The 21241-nt window shown below is 70.2% G+C and carries 21 protein-coding genes; 10 read left to right on the top strand and 11 right to left on the bottom strand.

Annotated elements, in window-relative coordinates; all coding sequences use genetic code 11:
• The first annotated feature begins 177 nt into the window (after positions 1-177).
• The gene (locus O7608_RS06860; protein WP_289209165.1) at positions 178-1848 is read left to right on the top strand and encodes a DNA repair helicase XPB; all 1671 of its coding nucleotides are present in this window, start codon (positions 178-180) and stop codon (positions 1846-1848) included.
• A gap of 79 nt (positions 1849-1927) precedes the next feature.
• Here the strand turns inward: O7608_RS06860 and ligD (O7608_RS06855) are convergent, their stop codons facing one another.
• Together ligD (O7608_RS06855) and ligD (O7608_RS06850) are read right to left on the bottom strand one after the other, a co-directional pair.
• A complete protein-coding gene (gene ligD, locus O7608_RS06855) occupies positions 1928-2863 on the bottom strand; it encodes a non-homologous end-joining DNA ligase (RefSeq protein ID WP_289209164.1) in 936 nt (311 codons plus the stop codon).
• Positions 2864-2883: 20 nt separating this feature from the next.
• The gene (gene ligD, locus O7608_RS06850; RefSeq protein ID WP_289209163.1) at positions 2884-3855 is read right to left on the bottom strand and encodes a non-homologous end-joining DNA ligase; all 972 of its coding nucleotides are present in this window, start codon (positions 3853-3855) and stop codon (positions 2884-2886) included.
• 149 nt (positions 3856-4004) lie between these two features.
• Here ligD (O7608_RS06850) and ku point away from each other — a divergent pair, with 149 nt between their 5' ends.
• The 3 genes from ku to O7608_RS06835 all read left to right on the top strand — a co-directional run bounded on the left by ku (position 4005) and on the right by O7608_RS06835 (position 8017).
• Positions 4005-5093, top strand: coding sequence for a non-homologous end joining protein Ku (gene ku, locus O7608_RS06845; protein WP_289209162.1), 1089 nt, complete (start codon positions 4005-4007; stop codon positions 5091-5093).
• A gap of 426 nt (positions 5094-5519) precedes the next feature.
• Positions 5520-6629, top strand: coding sequence for a tryptophan dimethylallyltransferase family protein (locus O7608_RS06840; protein ID WP_289209161.1), 1110 nt, complete (start codon positions 5520-5522; stop codon positions 6627-6629).
• Entirely contained in the window at positions 6629-8017 is a 1389-nt protein-coding gene (locus O7608_RS06835) for a tryptophanase (RefSeq protein ID WP_289209160.1), read from the top strand. The genes O7608_RS06840 and O7608_RS06835 overlap by 1 nt, the downstream gene beginning before the upstream one ends.
• Positions 8018-8074: 57 nt before the next feature.
• On the opposite strand, the gene O7608_RS06830 is transcribed toward O7608_RS06835, so the two are convergent.
• The 8 genes from O7608_RS06830 to O7608_RS06795 all read right to left on the bottom strand — a co-directional run bounded on the left by O7608_RS06830 (position 8075) and on the right by O7608_RS06795 (position 15661).
• Positions 8075-8629, bottom strand: coding sequence for a GTP-binding protein (locus O7608_RS06830; RefSeq protein WP_289209159.1), 555 nt, complete (start codon positions 8627-8629; stop codon positions 8075-8077).
• Positions 8630-8648: 19 nt separating this feature from the next.
• A complete protein-coding gene (locus O7608_RS06825; protein WP_289209158.1) occupies positions 8649-9014 on the bottom strand; it encodes a DUF742 domain-containing protein in 366 nt (121 codons plus the stop codon).
• The gene (locus tag O7608_RS06820) at positions 9011-9442 is read right to left on the bottom strand and encodes a roadblock/LC7 domain-containing protein (protein WP_289209157.1); all 432 of its coding nucleotides are present in this window, start codon (positions 9440-9442) and stop codon (positions 9011-9013) included. Before O7608_RS06820 ends, O7608_RS06825 begins: the two co-directional genes overlap by 4 nt.
• Complete coding sequence (locus tag O7608_RS06815; RefSeq protein WP_289209156.1) at positions 9439-12177, bottom strand: sensor histidine kinase; 2739 nt, start codon at positions 12175-12177, stop codon at positions 9439-9441. The genes O7608_RS06820 and O7608_RS06815 overlap by 4 nt, the downstream gene beginning before the upstream one ends.
• 370 nt (positions 12178-12547) lie before the next feature.
• Positions 12548-14158 (bottom strand): hypothetical protein, encoded by a 1611-nt coding sequence (locus tag O7608_RS06810; protein WP_289209155.1) that lies wholly within the window; start codon positions 14156-14158, stop codon positions 12548-12550.
• On the bottom strand, positions 14155-14388 hold the full coding sequence (locus tag O7608_RS06805) for a DivIVA domain-containing protein (RefSeq protein ID WP_502959181.1): 234 nt from the start codon (positions 14386-14388) through the stop codon (positions 14155-14157). Before O7608_RS06805 ends, O7608_RS06810 begins: the two co-directional genes overlap by 4 nt.
• Before the next feature lie 38 nt (positions 14389-14426).
• Positions 14427-15353: an IS3 family transposase gene (locus O7608_RS06800; protein ID WP_289207450.1), complete on the bottom strand. Its 927-nt coding sequence runs from the start codon at positions 15351-15353 to the stop codon at positions 14427-14429.
• Positions 15350-15661, bottom strand: coding sequence for a transposase (locus tag O7608_RS06795; RefSeq protein ID WP_289207449.1), 312 nt, complete (start codon positions 15659-15661; stop codon positions 15350-15352). The genes O7608_RS06800 and O7608_RS06795 overlap by 4 nt, the downstream gene beginning before the upstream one ends.
• Positions 15662-16218: 557 nt before the next feature.
• On the opposite strand from O7608_RS06795, the gene O7608_RS06790 reads away from it, so the two are divergent.
• The 6 genes from O7608_RS06790 to O7608_RS06765 all read left to right on the top strand — a co-directional run bounded on the left by O7608_RS06790 (position 16219) and on the right by O7608_RS06765 (position 20075).
• A complete protein-coding gene (locus O7608_RS06790; protein ID WP_289209154.1) occupies positions 16219-16458 on the top strand; it encodes a winged helix-turn-helix domain-containing protein in 240 nt (79 codons plus the stop codon).
• Between the two features lie 322 nt (positions 16459-16780).
• Positions 16781-16969 carry a hypothetical protein gene (locus tag O7608_RS06785; protein ID WP_289209153.1) on the top strand — a complete coding sequence of 63 codons (189 nt, stop codon included), beginning with the start codon at positions 16781-16783 and terminating at the stop codon, positions 16967-16969.
• Entirely contained in the window at positions 16966-17370 is a 405-nt protein-coding gene (locus O7608_RS06780; protein WP_289209152.1) for a hypothetical protein, read from the top strand. The genes O7608_RS06785 and O7608_RS06780 overlap by 4 nt, the downstream gene beginning before the upstream one ends.
• 198 nt (positions 17371-17568) lie before the next feature.
• Positions 17569-18012, top strand: coding sequence for a hypothetical protein (locus O7608_RS06775; RefSeq protein WP_289209151.1), 444 nt, complete (start codon positions 17569-17571; stop codon positions 18010-18012).
• The gene (locus O7608_RS06770) at positions 17999-18478 is read left to right on the top strand and encodes a hypothetical protein (protein ID WP_289209150.1); all 480 of its coding nucleotides are present in this window, start codon (positions 17999-18001) and stop codon (positions 18476-18478) included. The genes O7608_RS06775 and O7608_RS06770 overlap by 14 nt, the downstream gene beginning before the upstream one ends.
• A 463-nt stretch (positions 18479-18941) precedes the next feature.
• The gene (locus O7608_RS06765) at positions 18942-20075 is read left to right on the top strand and encodes a cellulose binding domain-containing protein (protein ID WP_289209149.1); all 1134 of its coding nucleotides are present in this window, start codon (positions 18942-18944) and stop codon (positions 20073-20075) included.
• 94 nt (positions 20076-20169) lie between these two features.
• Here O7608_RS06765 and O7608_RS06760 read toward each other — a convergent pair whose 3' ends face one another.
• Complete coding sequence (locus O7608_RS06760) at positions 20170-21240, bottom strand: alkene reductase (protein WP_289209148.1); 1071 nt, start codon at positions 21238-21240, stop codon at positions 20170-20172.
• Position 21241: the final 1 nt, after the last annotated feature.

The following is a 21241-nucleotide window of genomic DNA, read 5'->3' as shown; positions in this document are numbered from 1 at the left end:
CGGACGCACCCGACCGGGACGGCCGTCGTGGTTACAGACGCCACACCGGCCAGGTCGGTTGCGTAATCCGAGCGATTCTCTTCAATCGGGACCCCGACAGTGGCGTCGATCACCGCAGCCGGGGCGCGGGGCCGGCCGGTGTGCCAGACTGGCAGGTCGGCCACAAGGGGGAATGACGTGCACAACGGCCCGCTCATCGTCCAGTCGGACAAGACCCTGCTGCTGGAGATCGACCACCCGGACGCCACCGCCTGCCGGATGGCCATCGCACCCTTCGCCGAGCTGGAACGCTCCCCGGAACACGTGCACACCTACCGGCTCACCCCGCTCGGGCTGTGGAACGCCCGTGCCGCCGGGCACGACGCCGAGAGCGTCGTCGACGCGCTGCTGAAGTTCTCCCGGTACCCCGTACCGAACGCGCTGCTGGTCGACGTCGCCGAGACCATGGACCGGTACGGCCGGCTGCAGCTGACCAACGACCCGGCGCACGGGCTGGTGCTGCGGGCCACCGACCGCGCGGTGCTGACCGAGGTGGTCAAGAGCAAGAAACTCGCCGGCATGTTCGGCGCGAAGATCGACGACGACACCGTCGCGGTGCACCCGTCCGAGCGGGGACGCCTCAAGCAGGGCCTGCTCAAGCTGGGGTGGCCGGCCGAGGACCTGGCCGGCTACGTCGACGGCGAGGCGCACCCGATCGAACTGGCCACCGCCGGCGGTGACGGGCAGCCCGGCTGGACGCTGCGCTCGTACCAGCGGGAGGCGGTGGAGCAGTTCTGGGCCGGCGGCTCCGGGGTGGTGGTGCTGCCCTGCGGTGCCGGCAAGACCCTGGTCGGCGCGGCGGCGATGGCGCAGGCCAAGGCGACCACGCTGATCCTGGTCACCAACACGGTCGCCGGCCGGCAGTGGAAGCGGGAACTGATCGCCCGGACCTCGCTGACCGAGGAGGAGATCGGCGAGTACTCCGGTGAACGCAAGGAGATCCGCCCGGTCACCATCGCCACGTACCAGGTGCTGACGTCGCGGCGTAAGGGCGCCTTCACCCACCTGGACCTGTTCAACGCCCGCGACTGGGGCCTGGTCGTCTACGACGAGGTGCACCTGCTGCCGGCGCCGATCTTCCGGTTCACCGCCGACCTGCAGGCCCGCCGGCGGCTCGGGCTGACCGCCACCCTGGTCCGCGAGGACGGCCGGGAAGGTGACGTCTTCTCGCTGATCGGCCCGAAGCGGTACGACGCGCCATGGAAGGACATCGAGGCGCAGGGCTGGATCGCCCCGGCCGCGTGCGTCGAGGTCCGGGTCACCCTGACCGACGCGGAACGGATGGCGTACGCGGTCACCGAGACCGAGGAGCGGTACCGGTCGGCGGCGACGGCACGCACCAAGCTGCCGGTGGTCAAGGCGCTGGTGGACCGGCACCAGGGCGACCAGGTGCTGGTCATCGGGGCCTACATCGACCAGTTGCATCAGCTCGGCGAGTACCTCGACGCCCCCATCGTGCAGGGCGCCACCACGAACAAGGAGCGGGAACGGCTGTTCGACGCGTTCCGCCACGGCGAGATCCCGACGTTGATCATTTCCAAGGTCGGCAACTTTTCCATCGACCTGCCGGAGGCGGCGGTGGCGATCCAGGTCTCCGGCACGTTCGGCTCCCGCCAGGAGGAGGCACAGCGCCTTGGCCGGGTGCTGCGCCCGAAGGCCGACGGCCGGCAGGCGCACTTCTACACCGTGGTCTCCCGGGACACCGTCGACACCGAGTACGCCGCACACCGGCAACGGTTCCTCGCCGAGCAGGGCTACGCGTACACGATCGTCGACGCCGACGACGTCCTCGGCCCCGCCCTCCCCTGACCCCCATGATCGCGACGATCTTGCGCTTATCGTTGACCGAATCCGACAAATCCTCGCGATAACCGCAAGATCGTCGGGATCATGAGGGGACGGGTGGGCCGGGGGTGAGCAGGTCGGCCAGCAGGTCGCCGTACTCGTCGATCCGGTCCAGCACCTCGGCGGCGGTGAACTGGCGGACGGCCCCTAGTAGGTCCCCCGCCGCTGCGGCCTCCACCTCCGGCCAGGTCAGCGGGGTCGAGGCGGCCGGGACCGGGCCGGCCCGCAGCGAGTACGGCGCCACCGTCGTCTTCGCCGCGTTGTTCTGACTCCAGTCGATGAAGACCCTTCCCGGGCGCAGCCGCTTCGCCATCCTGGAGGTGACCTTCGCCGGCGAAGAAGACTCCAGTTCCTCGGCGACCTGCTTGACGTACCCCGAGATCACCTCGGCCGACTGGGTGGCAGAAACCGGCGCACACAGCTGCATGCCCTTGCGGCCGGAGGTCTTCGGCCAGCAGGCGATCCCGTCGTCGGCGAACCGGTCCCTGATCGCCACCGCGACCACGCAGCACTCCGCTATCCCGGCCGGTGCCCCCGGATCGAGGTCCACGACCAGCAGATCAGGGTCGGCGCCGACCCGCCACTGCGGGGTGTGCAGCTCCAACGCGGCCAGATTGGCCAGCCACACCAGGGTGGGCAGGTCGTCGGCGACGACGAAGTCGATCTCGTCGCGGCCGCGCGAGGACCCAGGGGTCGGCAACCGGGCGGTACGCACCCAGTCGGGGGTGCTCGCTGGGGCGTTCTTCTCGAAGAAGTACTGCCCGTCGACCCCGTTCGGGTAGCGGATCCGGGTGAGCGCCCGGTCGGCCAGGTGCGGCAGCAGTACGCCGGAGACCCGGGTGTAGTAGTCGATCACCTCGCCCTTGGTGAACCCGGCCGCCGGGTAGAGCACCTTGTCGAGGTTCGACAGCTCCAGCGCCCGGCCGGCCACCTCCACGCGGATCCGCCCGGCCGCGCCCGCTCCCCGGTCAGCCGGCATCGGCGGCACCCCGCCTCAAGTCAGCCGCCATCGGCGGCCTCGGCGTCGACGTCGGTGGCCGGCACGTCCGGGCGGATCCGCAGGAAGCGGGGGAAGCGCAGCCGCCCGTCCGGGGTCTGCTGGCCGTACCGTACTTCGATCACGACCTCGGGGCGGACCCAGATCGCGCCCCTGGCGTCCTCGCGCGGCAGCGGCGTGTCGAACGGCGACCCGTCGGTACGCAGCGGTTCGAGCGCGGCCAGCAGGGCGCGCTCGGCCGCCGCCCCGATGCCGCCACCGACGCGGCCGGTGAACCGCAGGGCACCGGTCGCCGCACCGGCCGGATCCCGCCCCGGTACGCCGACCAGCAGCCCGCCGACGCGGCGTACCCCCGGCCGCCAGCCGCCGACGACGAAATCCCTGGTCAGCTCGATTTTGACCTTGACCCAGTCGGGGCTGCGCACCCCTGGACGGTAGATCGCGTCGTGCCGTTTGGCGACCACCCCCTCCAGGCCGTGTTCAGCGGCGGCGGCCCGGGTGGCCGGCCCGTCGGCGAAGCCGGGCGGCACCGCCCACGCCGGCCCGGCCAGGCCGAGGGCTTCCAGCGCGTGCCGCCGGTCGTGGTACGGCCAGCCGGTCAGGTCGGCGCCGCGCAGCCGCAGCAGGTCGAAGATCATGTACGTGGCCGGGGCCCCGGCGGCCAACCGGGCGGCCCGCGCCGGGTCCCGTACGTGCATCCGCTCGGCGAGCGCGGTGAACGACGGCCGGCCGGCGGCGTCGAGCAGCACCATCTCGCCGTCGAGCAGGGCGTCGTCCAGGGCGCGGGGCAGGCCGGACAGTTCCGGGTAGGCCACCGTGATCTCGGCGCCGGAGCGGGCGTACAGACGCTGCGCGCCGCCGGAGATGTCGGCCAGCGCGCGGACGCCGTCCCACTTGAACTCGTACCGCCAGCCGGGGCCTGTGGGCAGCTCCCCGGTCGTCGCGAGCATCGGCCGCAGCGGTCCACCCGGCATCCTGCCACTGTAAAACCAGCAACGAAGTGGTCGCGCTGAGTTCTGTCGGATGCGATCCTGGATCAACACCGGGCTGACCTGGACGATCTTGACCTTGGGGAAGGGCAGGACAGGGCGGCGGCCGCCGGTGGTGGCGAAGGGGACTCACCATGCGCGCGATCTGGAAAGGCGCGGTGTCGTTCGGCCTCGTGTCGATCGGGGTACGCCTGTACTCCGCCACGGAGGAGAAGGACATCCGGTTCCACCAGGTGCACCGCACCGACGGCGGTCGGATCCGGTACAAGCGGGTCTGCTCGGTCGACGGCGAGGAGGTCAGCTACGACGACATCGCCAAGGGCTACGACCTCGGCGGTGGCGAGATGGTGATCCTGACCGACGAGGATTTCTCGGATCTGCCGCTGAGCACGTCGCGGGCGATCGACGTACTGGAGTTCGTGCCGGCCGACCAGGTCGACCCGATCCTCTACAACAAGGCCTACTACCTGGAGCCGGAGGGTACGGCGACCAAGCCGTACGTGCTGCTGCGCGACGCCCTGGCCGACTCCGACCGGGTGGCGATCGTGAAGGTGGCGCTGCGGCAGCGGGAGCAGCTGGCCACTCTGCGGGTACGCGACAACGTGCTGGTGCTCAACACGATGCTCTGGCCGGACGAGATCCGCCAGGCGTCGTTCGGTTTCCTCGACGACGACGTGCAGGTCCGGCCGCCGGAGCTGGCGATGGCGGCGTCGTTGATCGACTCGATGGCCGGTGAGTTCGCCCCGGACGAGTACACCGACGACTACCGGGCCGCGTTGCAGGAGGTCATCGACGCCAAGGTGGAGGGCCGGGAGATCGTCGCCCCGGAGGAGGAGGCGGAGGCTCCGCCGGCTGCGGTGGACCTGATGGCGGCGTTGCGGGCCTCGGTGGAGCGGGCCCGGGTGGCCCGTGGCGAGGCCGCCGACAGTGACCGGGCCCCGGCCGAGCCGACCCCGATCACCTCGGCGAGGAAGGCGGGCGGCAAGGCCCCGGCGGCGCGCCGGACCGCCGCGAAGAAGGCCGATCCCGCCAAGCAGGCCGAACCGGCGAAGAAGACTCAGCGAGCGAAGCAGGCCGAGCCGGCCAGCAAGAACGAGCCGGCGAAGAAGGCTGCCGCCAAGCAGACCGGCGGCACGAAGACCGCCACCAAGAAGGCTGCCGCCAAGAAGGCCAGCTCCCGCAGCTCGACGGCGAGGAAGGCCACCGACCGTAAGTCCGCCTGATCGGCCGGGCGGCCAGCAGCCTGATCGGCCGGCAGGCGGCAGCCGGCAGGCGGCAGGCGGCAGGCGGCAGGCGGCAGGCGGCAGTCCGACGCAGGTTCCCGTTGACGTGCATTCCTGTGTGGAATATTTATTCCACACAGGAATAACTGCTGGTCGCACCGCGTGACCCCGCCGACCAGCGGCGTTGCACCACAGCTGATCAAACTTGGTCAATCCCACTATTCGGCACAGTCGCCACAGGTCCACTACTCCTGCATAGGACGGATTCGTCCACCACGCCAAGCTGGCATTTCACTCATCCTGACAATCCACTCAGGATCAGTGAAATTTGTCTCACTCGACAACTACCTCGGTCGGAGATCACTATGTGAAGTCGGGTGATCACCAAGGGGCCAGGATGTTGCGAGGCGCGGCGGAAGGCGACACATGCACGGAACCTCCCTGTTGGACCGACTGGCCGGACAGTTGACCCGGCTCTGCGCGGTCGTCGACGCCGACCCGGCCGTCCCTCGGCAACTCGTCGCCGACCTGCTCGGCCCGGCCGCGACCCGGCCCGTCGACCAGCCACCGGCCTGGCCGTCCGACGTCGCCGACGACCACACCCCGGTCGAGTACTCCGTCGCGTTCAACGAGGCCGAGCCGCCGACCCTGCGGATCCTCGCCGAGGCCCAGGCCGCCACCGGGGACCTCGCCGCGCACGCCCAGGCCGCGTACCGCTTCCTGGACCGCCAGGTCGACCGGTTCGACCTGGCCACCAGCCGGTTCGACGCGGTCCGCGAGGTCTTCGACACCGACCGACCGCGCGGTGCCTTCGCACTGTGGTACTCGCTGGTCTTCCGCAGCGGCCGCCGACCCGAACTCAAGGTCTACTTCAACCCGGCGGTACGCGGCGAGGAGCACAGCGCCACGCTGGTCGTCGAAGCGCTACGAAAGCTGGGGCTCGACGCCGCGTACCCGATGATGGTCGACGGCGGCCTGCGCCCCGGTGAGCTGGGCCGACGCGACCAGCTGACGTTCTTCGCGCTGGACCTGCACGACGGCGACCAGTCCCGGGTCAAGCTCTACGTCAGCCAGTACGACGCGACCGTCGACGACGCCGTCCGCGCCGCGAGCGTGGTCGACGACATCGACCCCGACCAGGTCGCCGACTTCTGCACCACGGCGGCCGGCGGCCCCGGCCCGTACGAACGGCGTCCGCTGGTCAGCAGCTACACCTTCACCACCGGCGCCACCCAGCCGGTCGGCTACAGCCTGTACGTGCCGATCCGCGACTACGTCGACGACGACGTCCAGGCCCGCGACCGGGTCCGCGAACTGCTCGACCGGTACGGCCTCGACGCCAGCCGGCTCGACCCGGCCATCGAGGCGGTCACCGACCGGCCGTTGGCCGACGGCGTCGGCCTGATCGCGCACGTGTCACTGCGGGTCGGCCGCCCCCGCCCCGGCATCACCGTCTACCTGTCCGCCGAAGCCCACCAGGTCGCCGCACCGCGACCCGGGCGAGACCGTACGCCGATGAACGCCGGGAGCATGTGATGCAGCCAGCCGACCGACGCACCACCCTGCCGCCGTACCGGATCAAAGTGGTGGAGCCGATCCCGTTCCTGACCGCCGACGAACGGCGCGCCGCGCTGGCCGAGGCCGGCTACAACCCGTTCAACCTGCGGGCCGACCAGATCACCATCGACCTGCTCTCCGACTCCGGCACCGGGGCCACCTCGACCCTGCAGGAGGCCGCGGCGGCGCTCGGCGACGAATCGTACGCCGGGGCCCGCTCCTGGTTCCGGTTCCGCGACGAGATCCGCGACCTGACCGGCTACCCGCACGTGCTGCCGGTGCACCAGGGCCGGGCCGGTGAACGGATCCTCTTCGGTGACCTGCTGAAACCCGGCCAGATCAGCATCAGCAACACCCATTTCGACACCACCCACGCCAACGTGGTGCTGGCCGGCGCGCAGGCGGTCAACCTGCCCTGCGCCGCCGCCACCGACCTGGACGACGACGCACCGTTCAAGGGCGACATCGACCTCGACGCGCTGGAACGGACCCTGGCCGGCCCGGACGGGCACCGGGTCGGCGTGGTGCTGATGACGATCACCAACAACGGGCTCGGCGCACAGCCGGTGTCGATGGCGAACCTGACCGCCGTACGCGACCTGTGCCGCCGCTTCGACGTGCCGTTCTTCCTGGACGCGGCCCGGTTCGCCGAGAACGCATGGCTGGTGTCGCAACGGGAGGACGCGTACCGCGACAAGACTCCGCGCGAGATCGCCCGCGCCGCCTTCGACCTGGCCGACGGCTGCGTCATCAGCCTGAAGAAGGACGGCCTGTCGGCGATCGGCGGTGTCATCGGGCTGCGCGACGAGGCCCGGTACACCGCCTGCGAGGCCAACCTGATCGCCACCGAGGGCTTCTCCACGTACGGCGGACTCGCCGGCCACGACCTGGAACGGCTCGCCCAGGGCGTCCGGGAGGTGCTCGAACCGGCGTACCTGCGCTCCCGTGCGGCCTCGACCGCCCGGCTGGCCCGGCTGCTCGCCGACGCCGGGGTGGCCACGGTCGCCCCCGCCGGCATCCACGCCCTCTACCTGAACGCGGGCCGGCTGCTGCCACACCTGTCGCCGCACCAGTTCCCCGGCCACGCGCTGGGCTGCCAGCTCTTCCTCGACGGCGGGATCCGCTGCGCCGAGCTGGGCTCGCTGTACCTCGGCGGGCTCGACGACAACCACCAGCTGGTCACGCCGGCACCGTTCGAGCTGGTCCGGCTGGCGATCCCGCGCCGGGTCTACACCGACGCCCATCTGGAGTACGTCGCCGAGGTGCTGGCCGACATCGCCAAGGACCCGCAGCGGGTCGGCGGCTACCGGATCGTCTCCGCCCCGCCGCTGCTGCGCCACTTCAAGGTCCGGCTGGCCCCGGCGTAGCCGGGGCATGAAAGGTCCGGCTGGCCCCGGCGTAGCCGGACCTTGGGCGGTGCAGGCTCAGCTGGCCACCGGTAGCCGGCGCATCGCGTGCTTGACCAGCTCGATCAGGGTCTCCTTGCAGGAGGCCCGGTCCCGGGCGTCGGTCCACAGCAGCGGTACGGCCGGATCCAGCTCCAACGCGCCCCGGATCTCGTCCTCGGTGTAGAGGCACTCACCGAAGAACTGGTTGACCGCAGCCACGAACGGGATGCCGCGTCGCTCGAAGTAGTCGATGGCGGCGAAGCTGCTGTCCAGCCGGCGGGTGTCGACCAGCACCACCGCGCCGATCGCACCCTGGGCCAACTCGTCCCAGATGAACCAGAAGCGGTCCTGCCCGGGGGTGCCGAACAGGTAGAGCACGACGTCCTCGGCGATGGTGATCCGGCCGAAGTCGAGGGCGACGGTGGTGCTGGTCTTGTCCTCGATGCCGGTGACGTCGTCGACGCCGATGCTGGCCTCGGTCAGCACCTCCTCGGTGGTCAGCGGCGGAATTTCGCTGACCGAGCCGACCATGGTGGTCTTGCCCGTGCCGAATCCGCCAGCGACCACGACCTTGACCGATTTGCGATCCACGGTGATCAGTCCTTCTCGTCTACAGTCGCTGAAGGCCCGCGAGCACGGTCGCCAGCAGGTCACGGTCGGCGATCTTCTGCTGGGCCGGCGTACCGATGTCCAGGTAGCCCTGCTCGAGGAGCACGTCGACCATCACCTTGGTGATGGTGAGCGGGTGGTGCAGGTAGGCGCCGATCTCGGCGATCGACATCCAGGTCGAGCAGCGCTCGACGATCTCCCGGTACTCCGGTTCCAGCCGGGACAGGTCGGCGGGCAGCGCCACCACCTGGGTGGCCAGGTCGAGGTTGGTGTTGCGTGGGCTGGTCCGCCCGTTGACCAGGATGTAGAGCGGGACCAGTCGGCCCGCCTCCGAGTCGTCGTCGCCGTCCCACACTTCGTGTGTCATCGGCCCGGCCCGGCATTGCCGTTGATCTGCGTCACCGCGGTCCGCGGATCGGTGCTCAGGTACTCACCGATGCGGGTGACCAGCCGGCTCATCTCGTACGCGACGGTGCCCATGTCGACGCTCTGCTCGCAGAGTACGGCGAGCCGGGCGTTGTGCCCGGCGGCGGCGATGAACAGGCTCTGTCCCCGGTACTCGACGATGACCTGGTGCACCGGGCCGCTGTCGAACCGGCGGCTGACCCCGGCGGCGACGCTGTGCAGCGACGACGCCCCGGCGGCGAGCAGTTCGGCCTGGTCCTGCGGCAGCGATGTGGACTTCTGGATGATCAGACCGTCGGTGGACAGGACCACCGCGTACAGGACGTCGGGGACCTCGACGAGGTCGTCCAACATCCAGGTCAGGTCGTTCTGCGGGTGAGAGTTGGTCACGCGTTCCTGCCTTGATCATCATTAGTTGCCGGGGCGTCGTTGGCCGCCACGTCGTCGCTGGCTGCCGCCTGACCTGCGCTCCAGGCCCGCTGGTACCGGCTGAATCGGTTCCTGGCCTCCTCCGGGGAGCGCATCGGCGTGGCGTCCGTACCAGGGTCGCCGTCCGCCGCGATCTCGTCGCGCAGCTCCGGCGCGATGTGCTGCTGCGGCTGGCGGTGCGGCAGCGGCGGCCGGGCCGGCGGGGCGGACGGCGGCGTACCGGTGGCCGTCGTGCCGCCGCCGGCCGCCGGGTCCGGCTCGGCCGGCTCCGGGTCGAGCCGCCACTCCACCTGGGCGGCCCCGTTGCGGCGGTAGTCGGCCGGGTCGCCGGTACGGTACGGATGTCCTGCCACGTCGCCTGTGCTCCGTCGTTCGTACACCGTGCCGCCGCCCACCGGGGCGGAACCGGCCGTCGACGCCGGTCCGGGGATCACCGGGGCCGGCCCGACGGTGCTGCCGGGCGCCGCCGCGGTCGCGACGGCGTTCGTGGCCGCTGCCCCGGTCGTCCCGACGGTCGTCGGAACCGGTGTGGCCGAGGGTGCCTGCGGGTGTGCCGGCGCCGTCGCGGTCGCCGACGCCTGCGCAGGTGCCGTCGCGGTCGCGGTCGCGGTTGCGGCGTTGGCGGCGGCTCGGGGGTGGTGCCGCAGCGCGTTCGGTCGGGCCACCGCCCCGGCCATGGCCGGGACGAGCCGTTCCTGCTCCAGGTCCCGGCCGGTCCGGTCGTCGGTACGGCCGGCGAGCAGCCGCTCCGGCAGCAGCACGATCGCCAGCAGGCCGCCGTACGCCGAGGTCCGCAGGCTGACCTGGATGCCGTCGCGCTTGGCCAGCTCGGCGACGACGTGCAGACCGACCTGGGCGCCGTCGCGCAACGCCATCACGTCCGGGGTCGGCGCGGTGGCGAGCAGGTCGTTGGCCCGGTCCAGCGCCTCGCCGCGCATCCCCATGCCGGCGTCCTCGATCTCCACCGCGAGGCCGTGCTTGACCTCGTTGCAGGTGACCCAGACCATCGTCTCCGGCGGCGAGAAGGCCAGCGCGTTGTCCAGCAGCTCGGCGAGCAGGTGGATGGTGCCGGCGACGGCGTGCCCGTGCACCGCCAGGTCGGCGGCCTTGCGCAGGGTGATCCGCTGGTAGTGCTGCGACTCGGCGAAGGCGGCCAGCAGCACCCGGCGGACCGGGACGGGGTTCTTGAACCGACGGCCGATCTGCCCACCGGCGAGGATGACCAGGTTCTCCAGGAAGCGCCGGGTCTGAGTGAGCTGGTGGTTGATGTCGAACAGCTCGCCGAGCAGCTTCTCGTCACCGATTCGACCTTGCAGGTCCTCGATGACCCGCAGGCCGCGCTGCAGTGGCCGCTGCGGGCGCCGGGCGACACCCATCAGCATGGTGATACTCGACGTACGGGTCTGCGCCTCGTTGACGGCGGCGGCCGCCGCCGCCTGCAGCGACCGGTTGATGACCTGGGCCACCTGGCCGATCTCGTCGGCGCCGTAGTCCTTGGTGGCGAGTTCGGCGGAGAGGTCGACCTGTTCGCGGCGGCGCAGCCGGTCCATGACCGCCGGCAGCCGCTCGTCGACCATCGCGGAGGCGTCCTGGCCGAGCTGCGCCAGGCGCAGTGACAGTGCCTGGTCGACCAGGACCTGCGACTGCCGGACCGCCCAGACGGTCGCGGCGACCGCGACGGCCAGGGCGAGGAGGCTGCCGAGCAGCGCCAGCAGCAGCTGGTTGTTACCGGTACGCAGGGTCTGCGCGGAGACCGAGTCGGCCTGCACGATGGTCAGGTCGACCAGGTCGGCGGAGACCTGCGCGGTGAGCTGGGCCCACTGCGCACGGTCGATGCCGAGCCCACCGGGGACCGAGTTGCCCCAGGCACCGGCGGCGATCAGCTTGTCCTCGGCGATCTGCAGCCGCTGCCAGGCGTCGCTGGCGACGATCTCCTCGTAGCGCTGCTGGGCGTCGGGGTGCAGGTGCGGGGAGACGGCGGCCAGGGTGGCCCGGTACGCCCCGACCAGCTGGACGAAGGCGAGATGTTCCTGCTCGGTGAAGGACCGGGAGCTGAACGCCTCGTCACCGAGGGAGCCGGCCCGCGACATCAGGTCACTGGAGAGGAACGCCTCGGTGGCGGCGATACCACCCTGGGCGGCGGTCACGTCGGGCACGATCCGGGCCTGGATGTCGAACATCTCGGTCGCGGCGTCGAGCAGGCCGTTGTAGAACTCGTACGCCTCCTGGCCGCTGGCCGACCGGGAGTCGATCGTGGTCCGGATGCTCGGCAGCTGATCCAGGTACCCGGTGAGGGTGTTCCACTGGGTGATGATCGAGTCGGGGGCGGCGGCGAGGGAGCCTTCGGCGACGGTACGCAGCGCGGTCAGCTGCTCGTCGGTCTGCCGCCGCTGGTCGAGCAGTTCCTGCAGGTCGTTGTCGGACTGGGCCAGGTAGGCGATGCCGAGGCGGCGTTCCTCCTGGATGGAGGCGAGCGCCGGAACGGCCGGGATCGACACCTCACGGACGCCGACGGCGACCTGTCGGTTGTAGAAGCCCTGGAAGACCAGGTAGCCGGAGGCGGCCAGCCAGAGCGCCAGGGCGGCCACGCCGGGGATGAGGACCAGCCGGATGACCCTACGCTTGATCGACTGCTGACGGTCGTTGCCGCGTCGGGATTTCTTCGGCTGCTGGCCGTCGGCCTGTGTGCGTGCCAACTTGTATCCAATCGAATGGCGGCCTGAGTGGAGCAGCGCACGTCCACAGCTGGCCAACGCCGATGCGCGTGGCACGATACCGCTGAGCTCGTAGTCAACACCACCCCTTCGGTGTCGATGGGTAGGGGGTCGCTCACCCTCGGCGCGACCTGGCTAAACCGGTCCACCAGGGACCATGGGAGCGCTCCCGGATGATAGTTGCGCCAGCAAATTGTGGCGTACACCACTGTCTAACTGAGAGTGACAGAAACACCGCCGTCGTTCGGCTCCCGGAGTCGCCGTTCTCGCTGTCGGACTGGTGATCTAGCAGGATTTCGCCGGAATACCAGCCACAATCCTTCTAGATCGCCGACATCCAGCGGGTCGCCGGTCAGCTGGCGGCGGTGGCCCAGTAGCGGCAGCCGGCGTGGTCGAGATGGGCCGCCACCACCCGGCCGACCGCATCGGCGGCCAGCGCGGTGAGCCGACCGACGAGATCGGGCACGAACGGCGGCACCAACTGCTGCGGCACCGGCACCGGCTGCGCCGGATCGATCGGCACCGACTCGGCGGCACGCAGCTCCAGGCGGTACAGGCAGTCACCGACCGCCTGCTGCACACTCGCGCCCAACGGCCGGTCCAGCGGGGCCGACTCGTCGACCGGGACCGCCGCCGGCACCGCGTCGACCGACCAGAACAGGCCGTACGACATCATCGGCTGGTCGACGTCGCGGGGCAGTTCACAGGCGGTGACCCGCAGCGCCAGACCGAGCCCGACGACCAGCGCGGCGACGGCGTCGAACGCCGGCAACTCGGCCCAGTCGGCGGCCTGCACCAGCAGCCGGGCACTGGGCCGGCCGGCGGCGGCCTCGGCCACGTACCGCCGGACCGGGTGACCGAAACTGCCGGAGCTGCCGTCGCGCGCCGCGATGCCGTCACGCAGCCACAGCGACAGCACCCGCTCGTGGGTCAGATCCAGCAGGTCCACCGGCCGTACCCCGAACACGCCCGCCCACCGGCCCAGCCGGAACCGCTCCGGCAACCGATGGTCCCGCCACCGGTCCGCACTGTCTGCGGAAGCGGGATCGGGGTCGTTGGTCGACGCCCGCCACTCGACGTGCGTCGCCCGGTCCCGCAGATTCGTGACGGTGACGACGGCACCGGCGTACCGCCGGCCGTGGCCGCCGCAGCGCCGGCAGGTCAGCACCGGGTGCCGCCAACCGGTGGCGTGACAGTCCAGGCACGGCACCCCTGGGATCGGCTCACCCCACCACGTCGGCGCTGGCGGCTGCTGAGCCCGGCACAGCAGCGGCGCACGCTCCGGGATCGCCGGCCGGGGGCCGAGGATCCGCCGCAGCGACGTGTGCCGCCAACGGCCGTCCCGCCAGATGGCCTGCGCCCCGGGCGTCGGCGGCCCGTCGCCGCAGTCCCGGACGATCCGGCGTTCCAGCTGGTCGGCGTCGATCTCCTCGGGCGGCAGCGTCGACCGGGCCTGCTGCGGCCGCAGGAAGTACGCCGGCGCGGTCAACGACCGCTCGGCGAGCCCCGCCAGCGCGTCGGGCACGCTGGTGCGCTCCAGCGCGGCGGGCAGGCTGTCGGCGTACCCACGCTGGTCACGTGGGACGGCCGCGCCGGGCACCTCGAACCGGAGGTCCCAGTTCAGGCCGGCCGCGTACACACCCCGCCGGGCCTCGACGACCAGGTCCAGGCAGAGCAGGTCGGCGAGGGCGCAGAGCCGGCCGAGCCGGCCGTCGGCGCCGGCCGGGGCAGCCGCCACGGTCCGCCCGAGCAGGATCGTCCACGCCGGGTGGCGCAGCTCGCGCAGCGTCGAGCAGTCCACTTTGACCTGTGCGGCGAGTTCGTCGCGTACCGGCGTCAGCGGCACCCGCCAGCCACCGCCGAAGTCGGCGTGGGTGCCGGCGGCGACACTGGCCGAGGCCACCGCGCCGGTGTCCAGGTTCGCGACGGTCAACACCAGGTGGGTACGCGGCCCGCCGCTCATGCGTACATCCGGGTCTGAGCCGACTGCCACTCGCGCAGCGCACACTTGATCCGCAGGTTCTCGTCGTCGGTGCGCCGCAGATCGTCCCGCAGGGCGGTCAGGTCCTCGGCGACGTAGTGCAGGAAGGCGTACACCTCGTCCGGGTCGAGACCACGGCGGACCTCGCGGAACCGGCGGTCGCGGACCTGGCTGGGGTAGATCCGGGGCCGCAGCGGCGGGCGGCGGAACACCCCGCCGTTGAGGTCCCCCCGCTTTCGTGGAGCGGTGGTTACCTGACGCCGGTCGGCGCCGGGATGGTTCCGTTCGAGTCTGGCTGATCGATTCGTGTCGACGCCCAGGCGGTCTCGTACTCGTCCGGGCTGAGGTAGCCGAGGTCACGCTGGATCCGACGAGGGTTGTACCACCCGTCGATGTAGGTGAAGATCGCGTTCTCGGCCTCGTCGCGGGTCCGCCACGACGTCCGGTACACCAACTCGGTCTTCAACGTCGAGAAGAAGTTCTCCATCAGAGCGTTGTCATAACTATCCCCAGTGGAACCCATCGACGGCAGAATCCCGTTGTCCGCCAACCGTTGCCCGAACCGGAACGACGTATAGTTCGACCCCTTGTCGCTGTGGTGGATCAACTCCTGATCCCGCACATCCCGCGACCAGATCCCGTACTCCAACGCGCCGAGGATCAGGTCGGTGTCGCACCGATCGGAGGTCTTCCACCCCACGATCCGGTTCGAGAACGCGTCCCGGACCGCCGCCAGCCAGAACACACCCTGACCGCACGGGATCCGGGTCGCGTCGGCAACCCACAACCGGTTCGGCGCCGACGCGGTGAAGTCCCGGTTGACCAGGTCCGGTGCCGGAGTGTGCCGCGGGTCCTGCTTCGTGGACCCGCCCCGCCAGCCACGTCGCAGGAACGCCCCCTGCCAACCCTGGCCGGCCATCAGCCGCTCCACCCGCTTACGGCCGACCCGGACACCGTCCCGCGCCAACCGCCGATGCACCCGGTCCGCGCCATAGGTGTGCCCCGACGCGACCCAGATCTCGTGGATGTTGGACAACAACGCCCGGTCGACCTCAGCCCGATCACACGGCCGGACCGTCTTGTCGCGCCAGCCGTAGTACGTCGACGCGGTGATGTTCAGGACCCGTAGCAGGAGCGCGACCGCGTAACGGCCACGATGTTCGTCAACGAACCTCATGACCGACGCCGGGTCGGGTCGAGCTCCTGGGCGAAATACACCGACGCGGCCTTCAAGATCTCGTTCGCCCTGCGCAACTCGGTGTTCTCCCGCCGCAACCGCCGGTTCTCCTCAACCATGTCCGTCGTCGGCCGATCACCGCGCTGACCCTGGTCGGCCTCGTCCTGACGGATCCAGTTGCGCAGCGCCTCGTGATGCACGCCGAGCTGGTCAGCCAGCCGACGGATCACCGGCTTCGGATCCGACTCCCGATACAACCGGACAGCACGAGCACGCAGCTCATCGGGGTACTTCTTCGGTGCTGGCACGAATGCCTCCTCCCATGGCCATCAGACCACGATCAGAAGCTCCGTGAAACCGGGGGGACCTCACCGTTGCGGGGCCGCCCCGGCGGCGGCTCGATGACGTGGTGGAGGCGGCGGGGCCGACTGAAGATCCGGTGGAGAAGGTTGCGCATCGCGGGGGTTCCCCTTCATCAGGAGTTGGATGGGGCGACCCGCCGGCAGGGAAGGCGTAAGCGGGAGTGCTCGTAGCCGACGGGTCGCCCCAGCTCCGGCCGGTCGCAGCCTCATTCGGCGGGTACGACCCCGGAGCGGCTTTTGGTGTGTTTCCTGGGTACGGGTGTCGCGGGTTGCGGGTTTCGCGGGGGTTCGCTCGGGTAGGGCGGTCGGGGCGGGCAGGCCGCGCGCCACCACCCCGCCCCGACCAGGGCACGAGCACTCCGTCGTTGCCACGCGAGGGAGCGTTCGTAGCGATGAACTTATGTGCGGATGTCGTCGATGTCAACCTCTGCGTGGAGGCTACCTAAACCTTGCTCCACACATAAGTGACGTGGTCGAATGGAGGCGCCACGCGAGGGAGCGCCATGCCTGTTTTGCCCGACTACTTCAAGATTTCGAACGCCATCGTTGCCGACGTCAAGAACGGCACACTCAAGGCCGGCGACAAACTGCCGTCGATCGCCCAGCTCTGCAAGCAGTACGACGTGAGCCCGTCAACGATCCGCCTGGTGTTCGTGCGCCTCGAAGCACTCGAGGTCATCGACCGCCACCAGGGCAAAGGTGTCTACGTCACCGATCCGGCGACGTGGATGCGCAAGCCGTAGGCCCCTCTCCCGCTCACCGGCGAGGGTTGCTCAATTGATGATCCACTGCGCCTCATCGACTCGACGCGCCGACGGCTCGTCAGCCCACGCGCATCCGAATCACCACACCCTGATGTCCGTCGAGAGGCTTGCCACGCTTCCACCCACCTGACTCCACTGTGCCGCGAGGGGCCTCCCGCAGTTGGCCACTACCGGTAGCCTTCATGTCACCAGAAGGCTGCCGCGCTACCCCTCTCTGGACGGGCGGCTTCATGACAGTCGAGGATGTCAAGGTGCGCATCGGGCAGGCCATCGAGGCCGCCGAGGAGGCAAGCGGCTCATCGTGCAGCTCAGCGACGTCGCGACGGAAGCAGGTGGCCTGGCCCTTCGCACCGTTCGCGGCAGTCAGTGCGACTACGTCAAGGAGGGCGAGCACCACTTGACGGCTGCCATTGATGAGGTCGAGATGATTTGCCGGCGGATCGACAGCTGCGTGGAGCACGCCCAGGCCTACCGGAGGGCTCTCGGATGACCCTGGCTGACGTGGTCGCTCAGCTCCGCACCGCCGTCGAACGACTCGATCAGGCCGCAGTCGGAGCCGCCCGCGCCCAGGCTGACCTGGACCAGGCTCACCAGCACCTCACGACCGCCGGGACCGGTTCCAACCACAACGAGATTCGCGACGCCATCACCGAGGCGGAGACCGCAGCAGCCAAGGCCGGCAGGCTCGGCAACTTGCTCGCCAAGTCAGCGGAGGCGTTCTCGCGGTGCGGCAATTGCCTCATCCCCGGCTCGATGCCCACCCTCCAGGCCAACCCCGACACCAGCCTACCAGCGGCGAAGAGATCGTCGCCAGCACCGGACGCCCGAAGGGCTGGCACCGACGGGTCGCCAAGAAGAGTGTCGAGAATGCCGAGACCGCCGGCGACGTGACCGGGAAAGTCGCGGATGCAATTGCCCAGCTTGGACCAAAGGGCAGCACGTCTACGGTGCAACATCCGCCGACACCAGGACCTTCGAACCAAACCCCTGGTTACGCCGACTCTGCCGAGTCCGCCGCAATCGTCATCGCGGCAACAGTCGCCCTGATCCTCAAGAAACTAGATGACCGAAAGACCCGGAGGCGGAAGCTTGACGACTGATCGGACACCACACCTGGAACTGCTTCGGGAACTGACCCACGGCAACCCGGCCATATACCAGGAACGCTGCCAGCAGCTTGACGAAGCAGGGTGGCAGGAGCTTGGCCTGGTGCTCGGAGCAGCGTTTTTCCTCGCCGCGCGCGAACGACTCGGGGACCGGACCACCAGAGGCGAGGTTATTCACCTGGTCGCCGATATTCGCAGCAAGTTCGCGGATACGACGCTTAATCTCGATCCGGAACTGGCCGAAAAGTTGCTGGTCTCGGCACTCACCGGCGAAACCGACGACGTCGAGGACGCCGAGCAGGGCGCACTACTTGAAACCGAGCTCGTCGTGCTGTGGCACCTGCTTTCGGACGCACCGGCCGACAAGTTGGACCGCTTCCTCGCAGAGGTTGGTCAACTCGCGGAGGAGTGGAGTGAAGAGGATTAGCCCAGGGGCGGTTGCCCTCGTGCGGGCGCTACTCACCCTCGATGATGACGCAGACGTGCCGACCGCCCAGGAGGATGTTTCACCTGAGGACCAGCTCGGCGCGGCAGCCCTCATCACCTCCCTGTTCATTCACGCCGTGAGACGACTGTTCCCGGAGGGCGCCAGCCGGGGCGAGGTCATCCGCTTCGTCGCGGAGCTTCGCCTCAACCTCCCCTCGGACACGTCGATCGACACTCGGGCGACCGAAGGGATGATCATGTCGGTGCTGGACGCGAAGCGTCGGGAGGAGATCCCGCAGGAGGTGGCGGCAGCATCGGCGGTGGCGATCGTCCAGCACCTCCTCGACCAGGCAAGGATCGGCACAGACGAGCTGGAAGCAGTCCTCGCGAAGGCCATCGCGTCCACCGAGGAGTACGGCCTCGACGCCCAGCTGAGGGTCGAAGATGCCTACGGTAGCCAAGCCTGATCGAACCCGGTGATCCACTGCGCCTCATCGACTAGACACGCCGAAGGCTCGTCAGCCCACGCGCATCCGATCACCATGCCGCGACATCCATTGAGAAACCTGCCGCGCTTCCAGCCGCCCAACCGCCCCACTTCTGCACGCCCAGTGATCCTGGCACCACATGCAGTCGGGCAGCGCTGACCTGGATACGTCGCGGGTCCAGGCTGACGCACTCCGCCTCGACGATCTTGCATTCATCGCGAGGATTTGTCGGATTCGGTCAACGATAAGCGCAAGATCGTCGCGATCTTGGCGTGCCGTGGGCGCAGGGCGCGCTGACGGCGCACCCATTGTGTATCGACAGTTACTGATGCCACGATGGGAGTGCCTACAGTGGCCTGGGCCGGCGGACAGCTGTGGGACCGTCCGTCCTGCCGGCCCGCCGGGTCGGCACGGGTACCTGGGATCGAAGGAGACCAGCCCCATGTCGTTGTCGTCCACCCCACCGACGCACTCCCGTACCGATGAAGTGCCCCACAGCTCCCGACAGACCTCGTGGTGGCGGGCCGCGGCCGGCGTCGCCGCCGCCGTGGTCCTGGCCGCCAGCGGTACGGCGACCGCCAGCGTCCCGGCGCACGCGACCGGCACGACCGGCGACGCCACCACCAGCGCCGGATGCCTGACGGTGACAATCGAGAGCAGCTACTGGAACAACGGCCCGGACAGTGGCGGTGTCTTTCGCGACATCACCATCACCAACAACTGCGCCACGGCGGTCACCGGCTGGAAGCTGGTGCTGACCCTGCCGGCCGGCGAAACGGTCCAGCAGGGCTGGAACGCCAACTGGACACTGGAGGGCAGGACCCTCACCGCCACCCCGACGACGTGGAACAACGTCATCGCCGCCGGCCGGTCGGTCGAGATCGGGTACGTCGGCGCCTGGACCGGCGGCCGGCCGCAGGACCCGGGATGCACCATCAACGGCGACCCGTGTGACGGCACCGGGCCGGACCCGGCACCCGAGGTGACCCTGACCAGCCCGCGGGACGGCAGCTACTACACCGGGGTCTGCGCGATCCGGATGACCGCCGACGCCACCACCAACGTGGGGACCATCGCGCGGGTCGAGTTCTACATCAACGACATTCTGGTCGGCAGCGACAGCGCCGCCCCGTACAGCGTCGACGTCCCACCGGACCACCCGGCGCTGCGCGGCGGCTCGACGACCGTCCCCCGGCACACCGCCTTCGCCCGGGTCGTCACCGTCGCTCCGGCGGCGACCGCCGACTCGCCGAAGGTCGGCTTCACCCCGGCCGCCCTGCCGCCGGCGCTGATGGTGGTCGCCTGCCCGTCACAGGTGCAGGTGCCGGCCGGCGGTACGACGACCATGATCTTCACGCTGGCCGCCTGCACCGACACCGCCGGGTTGACCCTGACCGTCACCGGTGACCCCCGGATCACCGTGTCGCCACTGGTGCTGCCGGCCGGCACCCGGGAACGCCAGGTCACCGTCACCGCCGCCGCCGGCAGCGAAGGAGCAACGGCCCGGATCACCGCGACCCCCGACACCTCCTGCCTGTCCGGAAGCGCCCAGGTCACCGTCGTCCCGGCGGTCTGAGACCAGGAATGCGCGCCGGCATGCGCGCCTGACGGCGGGCCGGCGGCGGGCCGCGTCGAGCCTCCGCCGAGCCGCCGTCAGGCGCGCGGCTATGTCAGTCCAGCGTCGGGTAGTCGGTGTAGCCGGCTGCGCCGCCGCCGTACACCGTCGACTGGTCGACCTCGTTGAGCGGAGCCGACTCGCGCCACCGGCGTACCAGGTCAGGGTTGGCGATGAACGGTCGACCGACCGCGACCGCCGCCGCTTTTCCGCTGCGTACCAGGGTCTGCGCGGTGTCCCGGTCGGTGACCGACGCGAACCCGGTGTTGACGACGACCGGGCCGCCGAAACGGGCCGACAGGTCCGCCAGCAGCGGGTCGGCCGAGTCGATCGACAGGTGCAGGAACGCCAGGCCGAGCGGGGCGAGCGCGTCGACCAGCGCCCGGTAGGTGGCGGCGGTCTCGGCCGGGTCGTCCTCGACCAGGCCGTTGGCCCCGTTGGCCGGGGAGATCCGCAGGCCGACCCGCTCCGGGCCGATCTCCTGGGCGGCGGCGGTCACCGCCTCGACGACGAACCGGGCCCGCGCGGCCGGCGAACCGCCGTAGCCGTCGGTGCGCTGGTTGGTCGTCGGGGCGAGAAACTGGTGCAGCAGGTAGCCGTTGGCGCCGTGCAGCTCGACCCCGTCGAGGCCGGCGTCGACGGCCGCCCGCGCCGCCCGGCGGAACTCGTCGACCACCTGTGGCAGCTCGTCGGTGGTCAGGGCCCGAGGCATCGGGTACGGCTGTTTGCCGCTCGCCGTGGTCATGGTGCCCTCGGCGGCGACGGCGCTCGGCGCTACCGTCTCCTGCCCGTGCTTGTTGTCCGGGTGGGCGATCCGGCCGGCGTGCATCAACTGGGCGACGATCAGCCCACCGGCGGCGTGTACGGCGTCGGCGACCTTCCGCCAACCGTCGACCTGCTCGGGCGTGTGCAGGCCGGGGGTGTTCGGGTAGCCCTGCCCGACGGCGCTGGGCTGCACCCCCTCGGTGATGATCAGCCCGGCGGTGGCCCGCTGCTGGTAGTAGGTGGCGGCGTGCTCGTTCGGCAGCCCGTCCGGTGTGGCCCGGGTGCGGGTCATCGGTGCCATGACGATCCGGTTGGGCAGCGTCCACTTGCCGATGTTCACCGGCTCGAACAGGTCAGGCATG

Origin of the sequence: Solwaraspora sp. WMMA2056, assembly GCF_030345095.1 — a bacterium.
Taxonomy (GTDB): domain Bacteria; phylum Actinomycetota; class Actinomycetes; order Mycobacteriales; family Micromonosporaceae; genus Micromonospora_E.
Note: the sequence above shows the minus strand (reverse complement) of the source record. Positions and strands in the feature narration are given on the sequence as shown.

Coding starts and splice junctions, on each gene's coding strand:
- ligD (WP_289209164.1), bottom strand. CDS start 2,863: ATGCCGGCTGACCGGGGAGCGGGCGCGGCCGGGCGGATCCGCGTGGAG.
- ligD (WP_289209163.1), bottom strand. CDS start 3,855: ATGCCGGGTGGACCGCTGCGGCCGATGCTCGCGACGACCGGGGAGCTG.
- ku (WP_289209162.1), top strand. CDS start 4,005: ATGCGCGCGATCTGGAAAGGCGCGGTGTCGTTCGGCCTCGTGTCGATC.
- O7608_RS06840 (WP_289209161.1), top strand. CDS start 5,520: ATGCACGGAACCTCCCTGTTGGACCGACTGGCCGGACAGTTGACCCGG.
- O7608_RS06835 (WP_289209160.1), top strand. CDS start 6,629: ATGCAGCCAGCCGACCGACGCACCACCCTGCCGCCGTACCGGATCAAA.
- O7608_RS06825 (WP_289209158.1), bottom strand. CDS start 9,014: ATGACACACGAAGTGTGGGACGGCGACGACGACTCGGAGGCGGGCCGA.
- O7608_RS06810 (WP_289209155.1), bottom strand. CDS start 14,158: ATGAGCGGCGGGCCGCGTACCCACCTGGTGTTGACCGTCGCGAACCTG.
- O7608_RS06800 (WP_289207450.1), bottom strand. CDS start 15,353: ATGAGGTTCGTTGACGAACATCGTGGCCGTTACGCGGTCGCGCTCCTG.
- O7608_RS06790 (WP_289209154.1), top strand. CDS start 16,219: ATGCCTGTTTTGCCCGACTACTTCAAGATTTCGAACGCCATCGTTGCC.
- O7608_RS06780 (WP_289209152.1), top strand. CDS start 16,966: ATGACCCTGGCTGACGTGGTCGCTCAGCTCCGCACCGCCGTCGAACGA.
- O7608_RS06765 (WP_289209149.1), top strand. CDS start 18,942: ATGTCGTTGTCGTCCACCCCACCGACGCACTCCCGTACCGATGAAGTG.
- O7608_RS06760 (WP_289209148.1), bottom strand. CDS start 21,240: ATGCCTGACCTGTTCGAGCCGGTGAACATCGGCAAGTGGACGCTGCCC.